Raw genomic sequence first — 16,805 nt, 5'->3', positions numbered from 1 at the left:
TCAGCGCCGCGACGGCATGGGGTAGCGGAACTTGAGAAACTTCTGGGCGTTGCTGAGCAGCTGGAACGCATCCTTGAGGTGGTGACGTTCGCTGTCGGAGACGTTGCCCGGGGCAATGTTGTTGTCGGGCTCGCGATCCTCCTGCAGGTCGATGGCCTGATGACGAATGCGCACTATCGATAGGAACTCGAAGGCGTAGCGGATCTTGTCGCCGGTGCCCGCCGGCAGCAGCTGGGTCTTGGCAATGTCGTCGAGGCGCTCGAAGCTGTTCTGTGCCCGCGAGCCGCAGGCCAGGGCGTGGGCCCGTATCAGGTCGACCATCGGTGCGGTGCCGCGGCGCTTGATGTTGATGGTGTTGTTCTGCTTGCCGTCCTTCTCCATCACGAAGGTGCGGAAGAAGCCCAGCGGCGGCGTACGGCCCAGGGCATTGCGCGCCATGGCGGCCAGGAACAGCGGGCTCTGGGAGGCCTTGCGGGCCACCAGGTCTTGCAGCTGTTCGACGAAGGCCTCCTCGCCGTGCACGCTGTCGAGGTCGAAGAAGATCGAGCTGTGCAGCAGATGCTCGGGGCGCGGCTGGTCGATCCACTCGCTGAAGTAGTCTTTCCACACCGCCAGCGGCTGACGCCACTGGCGGTTGGTGGCCATGACGTCGCCCTTGCAGTAGCTGTAGCCGCAGGCATCGAGGCCATCGCTGACGCGCTTGGCCAGGGTCGCGAAGTACTCATCGTGCTGGGCCGGGTCGAAGCGGTCGTCGAGGATCAGCGCATTGTCCTGGTCGGTGACGATGCTCTGCTCGTTGCGCGCCATCGAGCCCAGCGCCATGAAGCAGTACGGCACCGGCGGTGGTCCCAGCTCCTCTTCGGCGAGCTCGAGCAGACGGCGGGTGAAACTGCGGCCGATGGTCGATAGCGCCGAGCCCACCATGTGCGAGTTGGCACCCTCCTCGACCATCCTCACGAAGGCTTCGCGCACGTCCGGCTTGAGACGCGCCAGGCCCAAGGCATCGGGCTGATGGAAGATGTTGCTGACCAGGTAGAGGCTGCTATGCGTCTCGTAGCGGATGATATCCGAGAGGTGCAGCACGCCCATCGGTCGGCGCCGATAGAGCACCGGCAGATGGTGCACATTGTTGCGCAGCATCGACAGCATCGCCTCGTGCACCGACTCGTCGGACTGCACGCTGATCAGTCGTGAGCTGACGATCTCGCTGACCCGGGTCGATACGCTGCGCCCTTCGGCCAACACCCGGTTGCGCAAGTCCTGGTCGGTGACGATCCCCTTCAGGGTCCAGCTCTGCCCATCCGGGTCGCTGAACTGATAGCGCGGATCGCCCTCCGCCATCGACAACACCAGCGCCGAGGAGACGTTCTCCTCGTTCATGCGCTGAGCCAGCTCCTGCACGCTGGCGCTCTCCTCGATCATCAGCGGGCGGCGCGATACCAGCTTGCGCACCCGTGTCATCATCATGTCGTTGCTCTTGTGCTGCTCCTCGACCGCCGCCTTGAGCCGCGTGCGGCCAAACTCGACGAAGTCGGCAAAGTGCTCGTCTTGGTCGCACAGCTCGCGGAAAACATCACCGGGGATGAAATAGATCAGGGTGTCTTCGAGGGCCTTGGCAGGAAAGTGCACCTTGCGGCTACGCAGCAGGCTGTAGTGGCCAAAGATATCGCCTTCGCTGAGACGATTGTAGAGTTCGCCGTTGCGCCAGAAGATCTCCACCGCACCGCTGCGGATGTAGTGCAGGTCCTCGATGCTATCGCCGAGCTGCAGGATATCGCTGCCGGCCTTGAAATAGCCGACTTCGATACGCCCGGCCACGCTATCGAGATGCGCATCGCTGAGTCCGTCGAAGGGCGCAAAGCGGGCCAGTTGCTCGCGAATCTCCAGCAGTTCGATGTCCATGTCCACTCCCGGCCCGACACTGATACCTGAAGTCTGCTGCTCCCCGCACCTGCTGTAAAGCCGCCAGCGGATTAGCGTCGCCGTGAGTCATCCAGGCGTCGCCCAGACACGACAAGGGCCGCTCGAGGCGGCCCTTGACGCTCACACTGTCGATGGGAGTCGACGTGGTGGCAGCTTACGACTGTTCAGCCATTTCCTGAACGCGCTGCATCATTTCCGGGTCCTGCTGGATGGTGTGGCCGATCGCATTGAAGGTATCGACGTCCAGACCGCTGTCTTCCACGACTTCAACCATGCGGTCGTTGGCTTCCATGCGGACTTCCTGCTGAGTCGCTTCGTCCTCAGCCCCCTGCAGACGCTCGGTGTACTCCTGGGAAATCATGGCGATTTCCTGAGACGCATCAGCAAACTGCTGAAGCTCTTGATCGGAGAAGTCCTGAGCGGGTGCCGCCTGCTGCTCCGGCGCCGCGGCGGGATCCTGTGCCGGATCTTGGGCGGGATCCTGAGCGAAGGCTGCCTGGGCAGACATCAGGCCGGCGCTCAGCAGAGCGGCAGAAAACAGGGCAGTCATCCGTTGCATAATCAATACCTCCAGGGTGTTGCTTGAGTATGTGCCCCACTGTGACGACAGCGCACCGGGAGGGTTCATATTTTTTGAGTAACAGAAGGAAACGAAATACATCTATTAATGTTACACATGTCGCAAACAGGATACGCGTTAGGCGACGCCAACCTGCTAAGCCTGCGCTCACCCCATCCTCGCCAATCCTCCCCGCACCATTTGATAATCATTATCAACAAAAGACAGGCGCAATACGCTGTCTCGAACCACGGTGACTTTCCGCCACCGCCACCAGCGCGTAATCTCTGGGCTCGTTTGATTCCCCATCTGGGTAACAAGGAACCCGCCGATGCCCGTCCAACGCTCTGCACGCCTGGCCCTCGCCGCAATGCCGATCCTCTTCGTGCTGCTGTGGAGCACCGGCTTCATTGGTGCCAAGTATGGCCTGCCCTACGCCGAACCCTTCACCTTCCTGTTCGTGCGCTTCGTTCTGACCCTGGCGCTGCTGGCCCCGCTGGTGGTGGTGCTGAAGGGCAGCTGGCCAAGCGGCGGCACGCTGTGGGGGCATATCGCCGTCAGCGGCCTGCTGGTTCACGGCGCCTACCTGGGCGGCGTCTTCTACGGCATCTACCTGGGCATGCCGGCCGGCCTAGCCTCGCTGCTGGTGGGCTTGCAGCCGCTGCTCACCGCGGCATTGGCCGGACCGCTGCTCGATGAACGCTTGTCGCGCTGGCAGTGGCTGGGGCTGTTCCTCGGCCTGGTCGGCATCGCCATGGTGCTGGGCAGCAAGCTCGATCCGGGTGCGGCGCTGTTCCAGGGCTTCGGCGTGCCCGCGCTGCTGGCCGTGCTGGTGGCGCTGCTGGGGATTGCCTGCGGCACGCTCTATCAAAAGCGCTTCTGCGGCGGCATGCCGTTGCTCTCGGGCACCGTGGTGCAGTACCTGGCGGCCGGCGCTCTACTCGGCGTGGGCGCGCTGCTGTTCGAATCACGCGAGATCGACTGGACGCCGACCTTCGCGCTAACCTTGGCCTGGCTGGTCTGCATCCTGTCGATTGCCGCCATCCTGCTGCTGATGGCGCTGATCGAGCGCGGCGAGGCATCGCGAGTCGCGAGCCTGTTCTATCTGGTGCCGCCGGTTACCGCGCTGCAGGCCTGGTGGCTGTTCGGCGAACGCCTGCCGCCCATTGCCCTGATTGGCATGGCCGTCGCCCTTAGCGGCGTGGTGATGACGGTCAAGGGCAAGCAGAGTAGCGCCAAGGGTGCGGCTAAAGTCCCGGCGAGATGAGCCGATAATAGGGTAATAGTCGTCTAACCTTATTATCAGATCGGCAAGAGAACAGGAAACGCTTATGGGTCATTGTGCCAGGGTCGACAGCCAGTGCGGGCGCTGCGACATTCCCCTTCCCTTCGATTTCACGATGGCCTTCCAGCCCATCGTCGATATCGAGTCTGCCAGCATTGTCACCTATGAAGCCTTGGTACGCGGCCCCGGCGGCGAATCGGCCTACAGCATTATTTCCAAGGTCACCGAGGACCTGATGTATCGCTTCGATCAGGCGTGCCGGGTCAAGGCCATCGAACTGGCCAGCCGCCTGGGCATGCAGGAGCGCCTGTCGATCAACTTTCTGCCCAATGCGGTCTACGAGCCCAGCGCCTGCATCCAGGCCACCCTGGAGGTCTCGGAGCGGGTCGGCTGGCCAACCGATCGGATCGTCTTCGAGATCACCGAGACCGAGCTGGTCAAGGACCGCCACCACCTGCGCGGCATCATCGACGCCTACCGCAACATGGGCTTCACCACCGCCATCGACGATTTCGGTAACGGCTACGCCAACCTCGACCTGCTTACCGACCTGCGCCCCGACAAGCTCAAGATCGATCGCGAGCTGGTCATGGGCTGCGACCAGGACCTGCGTCGGCAGGCGATCCTGCGCGCCGTGCACGGCCTGGCCAAGGAGCTCGATATCGGGCTGATCGCCGAGGGCGTCGAGACCCGCGAAGAGGCCCTGTGGCTGGCCCGTCAGGGCATCCATCGCCAGCAGGGCTTCTACTTCGCACGCCCGGCCTTGGAGTCACTCTGTCAGCACCCCTTGGGCGAGATGCTGCTCGACCTGCGCAGCGAGGCGCAGCAGCACGGAGGCATGCCGCATGGCTGATCCGCCGCTGGAGCGGCAGCTCGAGCAGGACTGGCTGGAGCGGCTGGCCCGCAGCCAGCGTAATACCCAGCGGGTCATCGAAGCCGCCCCGGTGGGCATCTGCATCACCGACCCCGGCGGTCGTTTCGAGATGGTCAACCCCACCTACTGCGAATTTTACGGGTACCGTCCGGAGGAACTGCTCGGTGAGTCGTTCACCGTGGTGGTACCTGCGGCCAACCGCGACTACATGGATGAGCTTCATCGGCGCTTCATCAGCGGCGATGAGACCCGTGAGTTGCGCGGCGAGTGGGAGGTACAGCGCAAGGACGGCGAGGCACGCACCATTCTTGCCGACGCGGTGAGGATCCATGGCGATGACGGGAAGCCGCGCAAGGTGACCTTCGTGGTCGACATCACCGCCCGCAAGCAGCTCGAACGCGACCTGGAGGCGATGAATCAGCGCCTGACCTATCTCGCCACCCACGATGAGTTGACCGGCCTGCTCAATCGCCGTGCCGGCCTCGACCGGCTCAGCGAAGAGATGCATCGCAGCAATCGCTATGGGCTCGACTTGTGTATCGCCCTGTTCGACCTGGATCACTTCAAGCAGGTCAATGATCAGCATGGCCATGCCGTGGGCGACGACGTATTGCAGCAGCTGTCGACTCTGGTCAGCCACCAGCTGCGTGAAAGCGACCTGGTGATTCGGCTGGGCGGCGAGGAATTTCTGGCCATCATGCCCAACGTCGACCTCGGCGGCGCCGAGCAGGCCATGCAGCGAGTGCGCCGTGCGCTGGCCGCTTCGCCGCTCACCCAGCGACAGCTGAGCATTACGCTATCGGCTGGCGTGGTGGGTTATCACGGCCAGACCGCTACCCAGTTGCTCGAACAGGCCGACAAGGCCCTGTACCGTGCCAAGCATGCCGGCCGGGACCGCATCGAGACCGCCGCCACACCATCCTGAAGCACGTTCCCCCCTCTGGCACCTGATCGCCAGACATGACGAAACACCAGCGAACCGGCCTAGGCCACGCCTGGCAGACCCGCTATGCGCAAACGCGCCCCTGCCATGCGTGATAGCGCCATATTCAACACCTATCAAGATAACCACAGGTCGCTTTCACGACACTGCCGCCGTCCCGTAGGCACAACAATGCCTAGCCCGGTATTTCGTCACAACCGGCACCAAGCAAGAGACACCAATAACAACCCCCGAGGTAACCCCATGAACCATGACGAGGCGCCTATCCTGTCGCCTGGGCAAGACAATACCCAGGTGCTGGGGATGGACTTCCATCATCCCGTTTTCCCCCTCTCGGCTCTCGCCATCCTGGCCTTCATTCTCTTCGCACTGATCTATCCCGATGCTGCCAACAGCCACCTCACCGCGGCCCGTGGCTGGTCGATCGAGTATTTCGACTGGCTGTTCATGATCGCCGGCAATTTCTTCGTGCTGCTATGTCTGGCACTGATTGCGATGCCGGTAGGGCGTATTCGCCTGGGCGGCAGCAAGGCCCGGCCGGAGTACTCGACCACCTCCTGGTTCGCCATGCTGTTTGCCGCCGGCATGGGCATCGGCCTTATGTTCTGGAGCGTGGCAGAGCCAGTGGCCTACTACACCGACTGGTATGGCACCCCGCTCAATGCCGAAGCGCACACCCCGGCCGGGGCCAGCGCGGCGATCGGCGCCACCATGTTCCACTGGGGCCTGCACCCCTGGGCGATCTATGGCGTAGTGGGTCTGTCACTGGCCTTCTTTGCCTACAATCGCGGCCTGCCGCTTACCCTGCGCTCGGCTTTCACGCCAATCCTCGGCGAACGGGTACGCGGCTGGTTTGGCCACATCATCGACATCGTCGCGGTGCTGGCCACCATCTTCGGCCTGGCCACCTCGCTAGGCTTCGGTGCGTCCCAGGCAGCGGGCGGTCTCAACTACCTGTTCGGCGTGCCCAATACCATCGGCACCCAGCTGGCCATCATCGTGTTGGTCACTGCCGTGGCGCTATTCTCGGTGTGGCGCGGCATCGACGGCGGCGTGAAGCTGTTCTCCAACATCAACATGATGATCGCCCTGGCGCTGCTGGTGTTCGTGATTGCCACAGGCGGCGTGCTGCTGTTCGTCAACAACCTGTGGAGCACCGCCGCGGCCTACGTTAGCCATATCGCGCCACTCTCCAACTGGATCGGACGCGATGACACCACCTGGTACCACGGCTGGACGGTCTTCTACTGGGCCTGGTGGATCTCATGGTCGCCCTTCGTCGGCATGTTCATCGCACGGGTCTCCCGCGGGCGCACGGTGCGTGAGTTCCTGATTGCCGTACTGCTGGTGCCGACCCTGGTCACCCTGGTGTGGATAAGCGCCTTCGGCGGCACCGCCCTGGACCAGTCGGCCGCCGGTGTCGGCGCCCTGGCCGACGGTATCAGCGATGTCTCGCTGGCGATGTTCCAGATGCTCGAGCAGTTGCCGCTAACCACCCTGACCTCCAGCCTGGCGATCCTGCTGGTGCTGATCTTCTTCATCACCTCGTCGGACTCTGGGTCGCTGGTGATCGACAACATTACTGCCGGCGGCAAGACCGACGCCCCTCGTGGCCAGCGTGTGTTCTGGGCGGTGCTGGAAGGCGTGATCGCGGGCATCCTGCTCTACGGCGGCGGTAGCACGGCACTGGGGGCGTTGCAGGCAGGGGCCGTGGCCACCGGGCTGCCCTTCACCCTGGTGCTGCTGGGCATGGCCTTCTGCCTGGTGAAGGGACTGCTGGAGGAGCAGCGCGGGCTGGCGGCAGCCAAGCCGGCCTGATACGCAAGCGTCCCTTGCTGTAACGCCACAACCCCGGCCTCGGCCGGGGTTGTGGCTTATTGGCGCATGTGGCCAATGCTGAGCTGACGGCGTTGTCGCCTGCATAGCGAAAGCGGGTTAAACGCAATGACCCCGGCCTTGGCCGGGGTCATTGCTTGGTGGGTACTTCGGACAAGGCTAGCGCAGCACGCCCTCTTCTTTCAGCAACTTGAAGATCGCCTCGGCGCCCTGCTCAGCCGAGACGCCCTCCAGCACCTGGCCGCTGCCGCCCTCCGCCTTGGCGGCGGCGGCCTTGAAGCGGTCCCGGGCCGAGGCCGCCTTGACGATCTTCAGGCGCTTGGGCCGCTTGCGCGCCGGGGCCAGCTGCCACTCGGCCAGCTCATGATCCGGTTCAGCGGCCACCGCAGTGGCCGCCAGCTCGCCCCGGCGAGCCGGGCCGAAGGCGCTCTGGCGCGCCGCCGGCGCCGCTTCATCCACGCTGATGATGGCCGGCAGCCGCACTTCAAGGCGACGCCGCTGCCCCCGCGGGAGGGCCTGCAGCAGCGTTGCCACGCCATTCTCCACCTTCTCCACCGCGGCTAGCCCATTGACCAGCGGCCAGCCCAGGCGCTCGGCCAGGGCATAGGGCAGCAGCCCTGAGCCCTCGCCGCGCTCGGCCCGGGCCCCGGTGATCACCAGCTGCGGCGGCGCCGCGGCCAGGTGCTCGGCCAGGGCAGGAATGGCATCGCAGCCCTCAGCCTGCTCGAGCAGGGTCAGGGTGTCCAGCCCCATGCCCAGGTAACCGCGCAGCGCCAGTTCGCTCTCCTCGTCGCGCGGGCCGGCGTGCAGCAGTCTCACCCGGCTACCGGGCAGCTGGCGTTCCAGGCCCAGGGCCAGCTCCAACCCCCGGGCATCCTGATCGGCGCGGCGCGCCCGCCCGGTAATCGGATGACGCCCCACCGAGACCAGTACCGCCACCTCGACTCCCTGCTGTTCAGGCCGCATCGCGCTGTCCTCCTCGCTGCTGTTCCACCTTGGCCACCAGGGCGGCGAGGATCTCGGCGCTATCGCCGATCACCGCCAGGTCGGCGCGCTTGATCATGTCGCATCCGGGATCGAGATTGACGGTCACCACCTTGTCGCAGCGCTGAATGCCCTGTAGGTGCTGGATGGCCCCCGAGATGCCCACCGCCAGGTAGACGCGGGCGGTGACCCAGGTACCGGTGGCCCCCACCTGGCGATCGCGCGCCATGAAGCCATCGTCCACCGCCACCCGGGAGGCGCCCTCCGTGGCGCCGAGCACCTTGGCGGCGTGGTGGAAGCCGTCCCAATCCTGGACGCCGTTGCCGCCGGAGAGGATGAATTCCGCCTCGGCCAGCGCCACCCCGGCCGGGTCGACGGCGACCTGACCCAGGTCCTCGATCCGCGAGAAGGCGCTGGGGATCGTCTCCGAGAGGCGCAAGGGCTCGGCGGCGTGTCGGGTCTCGTCCACCGGCTCGGCACACTCGGCCAGCGCCAGCGCGACCCTCGGCAGCGGGCGCTGGATATCCAGGCTCCCCGCCGCGCCGCGGGCGGTGCAGCGCCAGCCCAAGGGGGCCTCGCCATCGGCCTCGAGCTGCCAGACGCCGGTGGCGGGGCGCTCGTCCCTCCCCTTGCCCAGGCGCATCGCCAAGCGCCGCCCCAGATCGGCCCCGCCCAGGGGCGAGTCGGGCAGCAGCCAGTGGCGCGGTGCCAACTCGCGCTCCAACGCGGTCAGCGCCGCCAGCCGCGCCTCGGGGGCGAAGCCGGTGTAGGCGTCAGCGTTGATGTGCAGCAGTCGATCGATGCCTGCCTCGCCAAAGGCATCTTCCTTGTGCTCGCCGAAGACCACCGCCAGCACCGCGCCGGGGCGCTCGGGGTCGGCATCGGCCAGGCGCCGGGCCAGGCCCAGCAGATCCTTGTCGTGACCCGAGAGACGCCCGCCGGTCATGTCCGGCACCACCGCCACCAGGAAGGCGGGATCCTCGATGGTGACCTCGCGGCGGCTATCCTGGGCCGCCTGGCGGGTTGCACCCGCCGCATGACCGCCCTGCTGGGCGCCGCTGCGGTCGATGCGCTTAACGCCATTGGGGCCGATAAAGCCGATGGCGCGAGGGTTCTTGCGCATCACCCCGTTGGGCCCCATCCACTCTATCGCAGCCAGCGCCTGTCCCAGTTCGGCCAGCACGCTGGCGTGCTCGGGATGCAGGCGGTTGCGGGCGATCCACTCTTGGCGTGGATCGCGACGACGAATCTCGCTCATCAGGACACCTCCTCGGCGGTCGTCTTGTCGGCGGCGCGGCGGGGAGAATCGGCTGACCCGGCGGCTGGATCTTCCCTTTGAGGATTCGCCACCAGGGCATCGGCCACCAGCTCGGCGATATCGCGCACCTCGGCGGGGCCGTCCACCACCCCCTCTAGCATGGCGGTGCACTGGGGACAGCCCACCGCCACCAGCTCGGCGCCGGTCTCGCGCACGTCGTTCATGCGCATATCGGGAATCCGCCGCTCGCCGGGAATATCGGTGATCGGCGCCCCGCCGCCGCCGCCGCAGCAGCGTGAGCGGAAGCCGGAGCGCTGCATCTCCTTGACCTCAATGCCCAGCGCCTTGAGCACGTTGCGCGGTGCCTCGAACTCGCCGTTGTAGCGGCCCAGATAGCAGGGGTCGTGATAGGTGACGCTGCCGCCCTTCCAGGGTGCGAAGTGCAGCCGCCCCGCCTCGAACAGCTCGGCGATATAGGTGCTGTGATGACGCACTTCATAGTTTCCACCCAGCTCGCCGTACTCGTTGCCGAGCACGTGGAAGCTGTGCGGGTCGCAGGTGACGATGCGCTGGAAGCGGTATTTCGCGAGGGTCGCGATATTGCGCCTGGCCAGTGACTGGAAGGTCGCCTCGTCGCCCAGGCGCCGCGCCACGTCGCCGCTGTCGCGCTCTTCAACGCCGAGCACCGCGAACTCCACCTCGGCGGCGCGCAGCACCTTGACCAGGGCGCGCAGGGTGCGCTGGTTGCGCATATCGAAGGCGCCGTCGCCCAGCCACAGCAGCACCTCGGCCTGCTTGACGTCGGCCATCAGCGGCAGGTTGAGATCCGCCGCCCAGTGCAGCCGCGAGCCGGGATCGAAGCCGCCGGGGTTGTCGGTGGCGATCAGGTTGTCGAGCACCTCGGCACCCTTGTTGGGCGTATTGCCGTGCTCCAGAGTCAGGTGGCGGCGCATATCGACGATGGCATCGACGTGCTCGATCATCATCGGGCACTCCTCCACGCAGGCGCGGCAGGTGGTGCAGGACCACAGGGTCTCGGCATCCACCAGGGCCTTGCCTTCGAAAGCGACGATGGGACCTTGCGGATCGCCGCGGTGCTCTCCCACCGGTTTGCCAGGATAGGGGCTGCCGGCGTAGGCCGCGTCGCTGCCGCCGGCCATGCCGACGACCATGTCCTGGATCAGCTTCTTGGGGTTGAGCGGCTGGCCGGCGGCGAAGGCCGGGCAAACGGCTTCGCAGCGGCCGCACTGCACGCAGGCGTCGAAGCCGAGCAGCTGGTTCCAAGTGAAGTCGCTGGGCGTCTCGACCCCCAGCTTGGCGCCGGGATCGTCCAGGTTCAGCGCCTTGAGGCCGGTGGAACGGCCGCCACCGAAGCGCTCGGCCCGGCGATGAAAGGCCAGGTGCAGAGCGCCGGCGAAGGCGTGCTTCATGGGCCCGCCCCAGGTCATGCCGAAGACCATTTCTCCCAGGCCCCAGACCAGCAACGCGCTCAGCATCAGGGCCAGCAGCCAGCTACCAGCGTCTTGCGGAAGCACGCCGACCGTCGGCAGGGTGATCAGGAACACGCTCAGCGAGAACGCCATCAGGCTCTTCGGCAAGCGCATCCAGGGGCCCCTGGAGAGGCGCGCCGGTGGATGGCGGCGCCGCTTGGCCACGAACAGGCTGCCCACGAACATGGTGGCGCTGGCCGCCAGCAGCAGCCCGCCAAGCACGGGCCCCATTCTTTCTGAAGCGCCGAGCCCCAGACCATGCACCAGGATCATCAGCACGGCGGCAGCCACGAAGCCACCGGCGGTGGCCACGTGGGTATTGGAGATCATCTTGTCGCGCGCTACGACATGGTGCAGGTCCACCAGGTAGCGGCGCGGCAGGGCCGCCAAGCCCTTGAACAGCGGCACGGCGGAGGGCCGCCCCTGGCGCCACAGGCGTATGCGCCGAATGGCGCCGATCGCCGCCAGGCCCAGGGCGGCGAAGATGAGTATCGGCAGTAGGGTCTCGAGCATCTCGCTCACCTCGCAGGCTAGAAGTGGTGGTTTGACGTTAGCGGCCTGACGGGGTCAGCCATCGCTTGTCGGCGCTGTCAGCCGAGGGCCATCCACAAGCGCGCCGCGCGTTCGCTATTCCGACTCTCGACTGGCAACCTGCGGTCACGGCGTGGAAGGGCCATCCCTGGCCCCCACGCCTCTGCCGAATCCCTTCGGCAGAACCGCGTTGCGGCGTCTCGCCTCGGGCGAATCGCTGAAGGCGCGGCTTGTGCATACCCTCGGGCTGCACCCGACCACATATACGCCGTCAGAAGTCCTTGCAGATCCGCAGCGCGTCGTAGATGGCCGCGTGGGTATTGCGCGGCGCCGTGCAGTCGCCCAGCCGGAACAGCAGGAAGCCGTCTGCCCCCTCTTCGCTCAGGCAAGGCTGCGCCTGGGCGGCGTACAGCGCCTCCAGGTCCACCTGGCCACGATTGCGAGACTGCTCCTTGAGGGCGAAGTAGAGCGCCTCGTCGGGCCGCACGCCGTTCTCCACCACCACCTGATCGACCACCCGCTCCTCCTGGACGCCGGTGTACTCGTTCTCGAGCACCGCCACCAGGGAATCGCCCTCGCGATAGACCTTATGCAGCATCAGGTCGGAGGTCATGATCACCTCCTTCTCGTAAAGGCTGCGGTAGTAGGTCGGGAAGGTGGTGCCACCCACCGCCGCGCCGGGCTTGATGTCGTCGGTGACGATCTCCACCTTGGCGCCCTTGTCGGCCAGGTAGTCCGCCGCCGAGACGCCGGAGAACTCGCAGATGGCGTCAAAGATCAGCACGTTCTTGCCCGGCGCCACCTTGCCGGACAGCACGTCCCAGGTACTGACCACCAGGCTCTCCTCGGCACTTTCCGCGTAGCCCCACTCAGGGTACTGGCTGAGGAAGGGCTGGCCGCCGGTGGCCAGCACCACGATATCCGGGCGCAGGTCGAGCAGGGTCGCCTCATCGGCGCGGGTACCCAGGCGCAGGTCGACGTCGAGGCGCGCCAGCTCCAGCTGATACCAGCGGGTGATGCCGGCGATCTGATCGCGCTGCGGGGCCTGGGCGGCGATAGTGATCTGCCCGCCCAAGGCCTCCTCGGCCTCGAACAGGGTGACGTCGTGGCCGCGCTCGGCAGCGACCCGCGCCGCCTCCATGCCACCGGGGCCACCGCCGACCACGACGACCTTGCGCTTGGGACCCTCGCTCTTCTGGATGATATGCGGCAGGCCCATGTACTCCCGGGACGTGGCGGCATTCTGGATGCACAGCACGTCGAGGCCCTGGTACTGGCGATCGATGCAGTAGTTGGCGCCGACGCACTGCTTGATCTGGTCGACCTGGCCCATCTTGATCTTGGCGATCAGGTGCGGGTCGGCGATATGCGCGCGGGTCATGCCCACCAGGTCGACGTAGCCACCCTCGAGGATCCGCTGGGCCTGGTTGGGGTCCTTGATGTTCTGGGCGTGGATCACCGGCACGCTGACCACTTCCTTGATGCCCGCCGCCAGGTGCAGGAAGGGCTCCGGCGGGTAGGACATGTTGGGAATGACGTTGGCCAGGGTGTTGTGGGTGTCGCAGCCTGAGCCGATCACACCGAAGAAGTCGACCTGCCCGGTGGCGTCGTAGTAGGCGGCGATCTGCTTCATGTCGTCGTGGGAGAGACCGTCCGGGTGGAACTCGTCGCCACAAATGCGCATGCCCACCGCAAAGTCGTCGCCGACCTCGGCGCGCACCGCCTTGAGCACCTCCATGCCGAAGCGCATGCGGTTCTCGAAGCTGCCGCCCCACTGGTCCTCGCGCTTGTTGACTCGCGGGCTCCAGAACTGATCGATCAGGTGCTGATGCACGGCGGAGAGTTCGACCCCGTCGAGCCCCCCTTCCTTGGCCCGGCGCGCAGCCTGGGCGAAGTCACCGACGATGCGCCAGATCTCCTCCTCCTCGATGGTCTTGCAGGTCGAGCGGTGCACCGGCTCACGGATCCCCGAGGGCGATACCAGGGTCGGCCAGTCGAAGCCGTCCCAGCGCGAACGGCGCCCCATATGGGTGATCTGGATCATGATCTTGCCGCCGTGCTGATGCACCGCATCGGCGAGATTCTGGAAGTGCGGGATGATGCGGTCGGTGGAGAGGTTCACCGAGCTCCACCAGCCCTGAGGGCTGTCGATGGAGACCACCGAGGAGCCGCCGCAGATGCACAGGCCGCAGCCGCCCTTGGCCTTCTCCTCGTAGTACCTGACGTAGCGGTCGGTGGTCATGCCGCCGTCGGTGGCGTGCACCTCGGCATGGGCGGTGCTGACCACGCGATTGCGGATGGTCAGCTTGCCGATCTGGATCGGCTCGAAGATTGCGTCGAATGCCATGGTTATTACTCCTCGCGCCCGGGGTTAGCGGGCGTCGCCTGCCAGCGGCTTGACCTCGAAAATGCCCACCTCGCAGCCCGGCTCGGCGCCACTCTGGGTCTGCTCGGCGACGGTGCGCAGCGCGCTGCCACGCACGGCGAGGATCTGGTCCATGGCGCCGGCGAACCAGCCGGTGAACATGTACTCCTCCTTGTGCCCCGTCTTGCCCAGTTGATAGACGAAGGCGCTGTGCTCGAGGCGCACCCGGGCGGTGCCGGCGTCGAGGTCGATGGCCTCGGTGACGAACTTGCCCCAGCCGCGCTGGGAGAGCCGCTGCATGTAGTGCTCGAAGACGTCCACACCCTCCAGGCCGTGGCACTCGGCTTCCTTCTCGCACCAGTGCCAGGCGCTCTTGTAGCCGGCGTGGTAGAGGATCTCGGCGTACTTGTCCACGCCCAGCGCATCGGCGACGGCGGTGTGGTTGTTGATAAAGAAGTGGCGCGGAACGTAGAGCATCGGCAGGGCGTCGGTGGTCCACACGCCGGTCTCGCTATCCACCTCGATGGGCAGTTCGGGGGCCATCTTGGTCACGGTTGAATTCCTCGGATCTTGCTGGTTGTTATGTGGCGAAGTCGTTTTCGTTGGCGGCATCACTCGGGCCTGATCCGGCGGTAGGTCTGCGAGGAGGCGCTGTGAACCCATCCCTGGGCGCTACCTTGCGCCCTGCTGCGCTCACGCATCCTGCTTCGCTTGCAGGACCGGAGCTGGCCATCCTTGGCCAGCTCGTTCGGAGCAGTGCTCCGAACCCATGGCGCAAACCTCCTCTTCTACCTACCCCCGGCGCCCCTCGCTATGGTGCCGGAGCTGCTTGGCCGATAGGCCCCGGCGCTCCTCGCTGAGGAGTCGCCCCAGCCGCTATCGTCACTCGCCCCAAACATCCTTGAGTACCCGCACCCAGTTCTCGCCCATGATCTTGCGCACCTGGGGCTCGCTGAAGCCGCGGCGCAGCAGCGCCTCGGTGAGATTGGGGAACTCGCCGATGGTACGGATGCCCTCGGGGTTGATGATCTTGCCGAAACTGGTCAGGCGGCGGGCGTAGCCCTTGTCGTGGGTCAGCCACTCGAAGAAGTCCTGGCCGTGGCCCTGGGTGAAGTCGGTACCGATGCCGATGGCGTCCTCGCCGACGATATTCATCACGTACTCGATGGCCTCGACATAGTCGTCGACGTTGGCGTCGATGCCGGCGCGCAGGAAGGGGGTGAACATGGTCACGCCGACGAAGCCGCCGTGGTCGGCGATGAACTTGAGCTCCTCGTCGGACTTGTTGCGCGGATGCTCCTTGAGGCCCGAGGGCAGGCAGTGGGAGTAGCAGACCGGCTTCTGGGATTCGAGGATGACCTCCTCGGAGGTCTTGCCGCCCACGTGGGAGAGGTCGCACATGATGCCGACGCGGTTCATCTCGGCGACGATCTCGCGACCGAAGCCGGACAGGCCGCCGTCGCGCTCGTAGCAGCCGGTGCCCACCAGGTTCTGGGTGTTGTAGCACAGCTGCACGATGCCCACGCCGAGCTGCTTGAAGATCTCGACGTAGCCGATCTGGTCCTCGAAGGCGTGGGCGTTCTGGAAGCCGTAGATGATGCCGGTCTTGCCCTCCTCCTTGGCCCGACTGATATCGGCGGTGGTGCGCACCGGACGCACCAGGTCGCTGCACTCGGCCATCAGCTGGTTGGACTTGACGATATTGTCGACGGTGGCCTGGAAGCCCTCCCACACCGAGACGGTGCAGTTGGCGGCGGTGAGGCCGCCGCGGCGCATATCCTCGAGCAGCTCGCGGTTCCATTTGGCGATGATCAGGCCGTCGATGACGACGGAATCGTTATGCAGGTCGAGCGGGGACATGGGGATTGCTCCGGCAGTGACGTGGACTTGCCGGCAGCATAGCGCCGCCCTAGGCGCAGGCGACGCTTGGAAACGACGGGGGAAATCCCAAAAGCGTCACGGCTGTCGTAATCTCGATAGGCGACCTCAGAGCTGCTCCAGGTAACTGGCTCCACCGAGGTTGTTCATCTGCTGGCGGATCCAGGCGCTGCGGCGCTCGACGTGGGCGCTGGGCTGCGAGGCGCTCCAGTTGCGCGGGCTGGGCAATATCGCCGCCAGGCGGCTCGCCTGGTGGGCGTTGAGCTGCGCCGCGGAGACGCCGAAGTAGTGCTGGGCGGCGGCCTCCAGGCCGAAAACGCCGCTGTCCCACTCGGCGATATTGAGATAGACCTCGAGAATGCGCTCCTTGGGCCACAGCGCCTCGATCAGCAGCGTGAACCACGCCTCGAGCCCCTTGCGCAGCCAGCTGCGCCCGGTCCACAGGAACAGGTTCTTGGCGGTCTGCTGGCTGATGGTGCTGGCACCGCGCAGCCGCCCGCCCTGGCGGCTGGCTTCCAGCGCGCGGCGCATCTCGTCGACGTCGAAGCCACGGTGATGGGGAAAGCGCTGGTCTTCGGCGGCGATCACCGCCAGCTTGGCGTGGTCGGAGAGATCGCCCCAGGCGCGCCACTGGTGCTCGATGCGGATCGGCTCACGAGCCACCCAGGACTCGACCTTGCGCTCCACCATCACCATCGAGCCGAACACCGGCACGACGCGAAACAGCAGCACCGCCAGTACCGACACGGCGACGAAGCCGATCACCGCATACAGCAGGCCACGCAGTACGCCGCGTAGCGAGACTCGGTGTCGCCAGGCCAGGGCCATAGCAGAACTCCTTGGATCGATGGCGCCATGCGCCCGGGATTGCCTACGGCC

The 16,805-nt window shown here is 65.9% G+C and carries 13 protein-coding genes; 4 read left to right on the top strand and 9 right to left on the bottom strand.

All coding sequences use genetic code 11. The annotated features are described in order from the left end of the window. Both BWR19_03930 and BWR19_03925 read right to left on the bottom strand, forming a co-directional pair. A complete protein-coding gene (locus BWR19_03930; protein APX92155.1) occupies positions 1 to 1,902 on the bottom strand; it encodes a cyclic nucleotide-binding protein in 1,902 nt (633 codons plus the stop codon). Between the two features lie 175 nt (positions 1,903 to 2,077). Continuing rightward, positions 2,078 to 2,482, bottom strand: coding sequence for a hypothetical protein (locus tag BWR19_03925; GenBank protein ID APX92154.1), 405 nt, complete (start codon positions 2,480 to 2,482; stop codon positions 2,078 to 2,080). A gap of 331 nt (positions 2,483 to 2,813) precedes the next feature. Here BWR19_03925 and BWR19_03920 point away from each other — a divergent pair, with 331 nt between their 5' ends. From BWR19_03920 to BWR19_03905, 4 genes are all read left to right on the top strand, one after another. Then, positions 2,814 to 3,749, top strand: a complete 936-nt coding sequence (locus BWR19_03920) for an EamA family transporter (GenBank protein APX92153.1) — start codon at positions 2,814 to 2,816, stop codon at positions 3,747 to 3,749. A gap of 64 nt (positions 3,750 to 3,813) precedes the next feature. Then, the gene (locus BWR19_03915; protein APX92152.1) at positions 3,814 to 4,620 is read left to right on the top strand and encodes a diguanylate phosphodiesterase; all 807 of its coding nucleotides are present in this window, start codon (positions 3,814 to 3,816) and stop codon (positions 4,618 to 4,620) included. After that, positions 4,613 to 5,566, top strand: a complete 954-nt coding sequence (locus tag BWR19_03910) for a sensor domain-containing diguanylate cyclase (GenBank protein APX92151.1) — start codon at positions 4,613 to 4,615, stop codon at positions 5,564 to 5,566. Before BWR19_03915 ends, BWR19_03910 begins: the two co-directional genes overlap by 8 nt. Positions 5,567 to 5,827: 261 nt before the next feature. After that, positions 5,828 to 7,402 (top strand): glycine/betaine ABC transporter, encoded by a 1,575-nt coding sequence (locus BWR19_03905; GenBank protein ID APX92150.1) that lies wholly within the window; start codon positions 5,828 to 5,830, stop codon positions 7,400 to 7,402. A 177-nt stretch (positions 7,403 to 7,579) separates the two neighbouring features. Here BWR19_03905 and BWR19_03900 read toward each other — a convergent pair whose 3' ends face one another. The 7 genes from BWR19_03900 to BWR19_03870 form a co-directional block, all read right to left on the bottom strand. After that, entirely contained in the window at positions 7,580 to 8,386 is an 807-nt protein-coding gene (locus tag BWR19_03900; protein ID APX92149.1) for an electron transfer flavoprotein subunit beta, read from the bottom strand. Next, positions 8,376 to 9,662: an electron transfer flavoprotein subunit alpha gene (locus BWR19_03895; protein APX92148.1), complete on the bottom strand. Its 1,287-nt coding sequence runs from the start codon at positions 9,660 to 9,662 to the stop codon at positions 8,376 to 8,378. Before BWR19_03895 ends, BWR19_03900 begins: the two co-directional genes overlap by 11 nt. Then, positions 9,662 to 11,665 carry a (Fe-S)-binding protein gene (locus BWR19_03890; protein ID APX92147.1) on the bottom strand — a complete coding sequence of 668 codons (2,004 nt, stop codon included), beginning with the start codon at positions 11,663 to 11,665 and terminating at the stop codon, positions 9,662 to 9,664. Before BWR19_03890 ends, BWR19_03895 begins: the two co-directional genes overlap by 1 nt. 289 nt (positions 11,666 to 11,954) lie before the next feature. Beyond that, positions 11,955 to 14,030 carry an N-methylproline demethylase gene (locus BWR19_03885; protein APX92146.1) on the bottom strand — a complete coding sequence of 692 codons (2,076 nt, stop codon included), beginning with the start codon at positions 14,028 to 14,030 and terminating at the stop codon, positions 11,955 to 11,957. 24 nt (positions 14,031 to 14,054) lie between these two features. Further along, positions 14,055 to 14,600, bottom strand: coding sequence for a hydrocarbon binding protein (locus tag BWR19_03880; GenBank protein APX92145.1), 546 nt, complete (start codon positions 14,598 to 14,600; stop codon positions 14,055 to 14,057). A 330-nt stretch (positions 14,601 to 14,930) separates the two neighbouring features. After that, the gene (locus BWR19_03875) at positions 14,931 to 15,908 is read right to left on the bottom strand and encodes a peptidase M19 (protein APX92144.1); all 978 of its coding nucleotides are present in this window, start codon (positions 15,906 to 15,908) and stop codon (positions 14,931 to 14,933) included. A 126-nt stretch (positions 15,909 to 16,034) separates the two neighbouring features. Further along, complete coding sequence (locus BWR19_03870) at positions 16,035 to 16,754, bottom strand: monofunctional biosynthetic peptidoglycan transglycosylase (GenBank protein APX92143.1); 720 nt, start codon at positions 16,752 to 16,754, stop codon at positions 16,035 to 16,037. Between the last annotated feature and the right edge of the window lie 51 nt (positions 16,755 to 16,805).

Source organism: Halomonas sp. 1513, assembly GCA_001971685.1.
Taxonomy (GTDB): domain Bacteria; phylum Pseudomonadota; class Gammaproteobacteria; order Pseudomonadales; family Halomonadaceae; genus Franzmannia.
The sequence above is the reverse complement of the archived record's forward strand: the minus strand, read 5'-3'. Positions and strand labels throughout refer to the sequence as shown.

What these genes read in the sequence shown, in the direction of transcription:
- BWR19_03920 (APX92153.1), top strand. Translation starts at nt 2,814, where the DNA reads ATGCCCGTCCAACGCTCTGCACGCCTGGCCCTCGCCGCAATGCCGATC.
- BWR19_03925 (APX92154.1), bottom strand. Translation starts at nt 2,482, where the DNA reads ATGCAACGGATGACTGCCCTGTTTTCTGCCGCTCTGCTGAGCGCCGGC.
- BWR19_03890 (APX92147.1), bottom strand. Translation starts at nt 11,665, where the DNA reads ATGCTCGAGACCCTACTGCCGATACTCATCTTCGCCGCCCTGGGCCTG.
- BWR19_03930 (APX92155.1), bottom strand. Translation starts at nt 1,902, where the DNA reads ATGGACATCGAACTGCTGGAGATTCGCGAGCAACTGGCCCGCTTTGCG.
- BWR19_03895 (APX92148.1), bottom strand. Translation starts at nt 9,662, where the DNA reads ATGAGCGAGATTCGTCGTCGCGATCCACGCCAAGAGTGGATCGCCCGC.
- BWR19_03910 (APX92151.1), top strand. Translation starts at nt 4,613, where the DNA reads ATGGCTGATCCGCCGCTGGAGCGGCAGCTCGAGCAGGACTGGCTGGAG.
- BWR19_03915 (APX92152.1), top strand. Translation starts at nt 3,814, where the DNA reads ATGGGTCATTGTGCCAGGGTCGACAGCCAGTGCGGGCGCTGCGACATT.
- BWR19_03870 (APX92143.1), bottom strand. Translation starts at nt 16,754, where the DNA reads ATGGCCCTGGCCTGGCGACACCGAGTCTCGCTACGCGGCGTACTGCGT.
- BWR19_03875 (APX92144.1), bottom strand. Translation starts at nt 15,908, where the DNA reads ATGTCCCCGCTCGACCTGCATAACGATTCCGTCGTCATCGACGGCCTG.
- BWR19_03900 (APX92149.1), bottom strand. Translation starts at nt 8,386, where the DNA reads ATGCGGCCTGAACAGCAGGGAGTCGAGGTGGCGGTACTGGTCTCGGTG.
- BWR19_03905 (APX92150.1), top strand. Translation starts at nt 5,828, where the DNA reads ATGAACCATGACGAGGCGCCTATCCTGTCGCCTGGGCAAGACAATACC.
- BWR19_03885 (APX92146.1), bottom strand. Translation starts at nt 14,030, where the DNA reads ATGGCATTCGACGCAATCTTCGAGCCGATCCAGATCGGCAAGCTGACC.